Origin of the sequence: Azonexus sp. (genome assembly GCF_036170495.1) — a bacterium.
Classification (GTDB): Bacteria; Pseudomonadota; Gammaproteobacteria; order Burkholderiales; family Rhodocyclaceae; genus Azonexus.
The window spans coordinates 1-2,260 of record NZ_JAVHPH010000345.1; the positions used below are offsets into that span (position 1 = coordinate 1).

The 2,260-nt window shown below is 61.9% G+C and carries 3 protein-coding genes; 2 read left to right on the forward strand and 1 reads right to left on the reverse strand.

All coding sequences use genetic code 11. From position 1 onward, the window contains the following. The coding region (locus ADADOO_RS12830) for a DNA translocase FtsK (RefSeq protein ID WP_511277896.1) at nucleotides 1–1,280 on the forward strand (1,280 nt) is incomplete at its 5' end. Between the two features lie 65 nt (nucleotides 1,281–1,345). Continuing rightward, entirely contained in the window at nucleotides 1,346–1,966 is a 621-nt protein-coding gene (gene lolA, locus ADADOO_RS12835; protein ID WP_511277897.1) for an outer membrane lipoprotein periplasmic chaperone LolA, read from the forward strand. Between the two features lie 69 nt (nucleotides 1,967–2,035). Here lolA and ADADOO_RS12840 read toward each other — a convergent pair. Then, nucleotides 2,036–2,260 (reverse strand): VOC family protein (locus ADADOO_RS12840; protein WP_511277898.1); only part of this gene is annotated, 225 nt, incomplete at its 5' end.

Below are 2,260 nucleotides of genomic sequence, written 5' to 3' on the forward strand. Positions count from 1 at the left end.
TCAATCTGGCGCGCGACCTGGCCCGCGCGCTGGCGCTGGTCTCGATCCGCGTCGTTGAAACGGTGCCCGGCAAGTCGTGCATGGCGCTCGAACTGCCCAATCCCCGGCGGCAGACCGTCAAGCTCTCGGAGATTATTTCCAGCAAGCCCTACAACGACATGACCAGCCCGCTGACCGTCTGCCTGGGCAAGGACATCGGCGGCCTGCCGGTGGTCGCCGATCTGGCCAAGACGCCGCACCTGCTGGTCGCCGGGACGACCGGTTCGGGCAAATCGGTCGGCGTCAACGCAATGATTTTGTCGATGCTCTACAAGGCCGAGCCGGATCAGGTCCGCCTCATCATGGTCGACCCGAAAATGCTCGAACTGTCGATCTACGAAGGCATTCCGCACCTGCTGGCGCCGGTCGTCACCGATATGAAGCAGGCGGCCAACGCGCTGCACTGGTGCGTCACCGAGATGGAAAAGCGCTACAAACTCATGTCGGCGATGGGCGTGCGCAACATCGCCGGCCTCAATACCAAGATTCGCGACGCCGAGAAACGCGGCGAGCATATCCCGAATCCGCTGACCCTGACGCCGGAAACCCCGGAGCCGCTGAAGACCATGCCCTTCATCGTCGTCATCATCGACGAGCTGGCCGACCTGATGATGGTCGTCGGCAAGAAGGTCGAGGAGCAAATCGCCCGTCTCGCCCAGAAGGCGCGGGCCTCCGGCATCCACCTGGTGCTGGCGACGCAGCGGCCGAGCGTCGATGTGATCACCGGCCTGATCAAGGCCAACATCCCGACCCGCCTATCCTTTCAGGTGTCGAGCAAGATTGACTCGCGCACCATCCTCGACCAGATGGGCGCCGAAGCGCTGCTTGGCATGGGCGACATGCTCTATCTGGCGCCGGGCACCGGCTACCCGACCCGCGTTCATGGCGCTTTTGTCTCTGATGATGAAGTGCATCGTGTCGTCGAACACCTGAAATCAACCGGTGCGCCGGAGTACATCGACGACATCCTGACTGGCGCCGGTGGCGACGACGAGGAGGGCGGTGGCGAAGGTGGCGAGAGCGGCCAAGGTAACGATGGCGAAAGCGATCCGCTCTACGACCAGGCCGTCGATATCGTGCTCAAGAACCAGCGGGCCTCGATTTCGCTCGTCCAGCGTCACCTGCGCATCGGCTACAACCGCTCGGCGCGGCTCATCGAGGCGATGGAAAAGTCGGGGCTGGTATCGGCCATGGATGGCCGTGGCGGGCGTGAAGTGCTCATGAAAAAGCCGGCCGAGTGAGTTTCTCCAGCAATTTGTTACACCCTGAAACAGCGCGCCAGGCGCCAACCCGCTAAGCTTCGCCCATGAAATTTGCCCGAAAATTCCGGTTGACCGTAGCGTTGGCCCTGTTCCCACTGCTGGCCAACGCTGGCGCGGTCGATCAACTGCATGATTTCCTGAAAAGCACGCGCACGCTGAAAGCCGACTTTTCACAGATGGTCATTGGCAAAAATGGCCGCAAGCCGCAGCAGTCGTCGGGTACTGTCGCCATTTCGCGGCCCGGCAAGCTGCGTTGGGAAATCCTCAAGCCGTATCCGCAGCTTGTCGTTGGCGACGGCGAGAAAGTCTGGATTCACGACCCCGATCTGCAACAGGTCACCGTGCGCAAGGCCGGCCAGGCCATCGGCGGTTCGCCGGCGGCGCTGCTCTCCGGTAGCAACGAGCTGGAAAAGAACTTCACGCTCAAGGAAGCCGGCGAAGCCGAAGGCATGACCTGGGTCGAAGCCACCCCGAAGGCGGGTGACAGCGGCTTCGAGGCGGTTCGCCTCGGTTTTTCCGGCAACGACCTCAAAGCCATGGAGTTGCAGGACAGCTTTGGCCAGACGACGCACATTCGCTTCAACAAGATCGAACGCAACCCTGCTTTGCCGGCCAGCACCTTCAAGTTCACCCCGCCAGCCGGCGCTGATGTGGTGGGTGAGTAAGCCAGCTGGAAAGCCTGGTTTCCACGGTCAACCGTAAAAAACCGCCAAAATTGAAAGCCTGCGGATCGGCTATCGCATCGAGTGCAGGCCGATCATCGTCCCTTCCGTGTCGATAACCAGCGCGATAAAACCGTACTGCCCGATGGCCATTTTTTCTTTGTGGATCTTGCCGCCGGCCTTGACGGCTTTGGCCGCCTGCACGGCGCAATCGGCGCAGCTGAAATAGACCAGGACGCTGTTGTCGCCGCCGCCACATCCGTCCATCCTGACCAGGGCGCCGGGCGCGCCGTAGCT

Coding starts and splice junctions, on each gene's coding strand:
- lolA (WP_511277897.1), top strand. CDS start 1,346: ATGAAATTTGCCCGAAAATTCCGGTTGACCGTAGCGTTGGCCCTGTTC.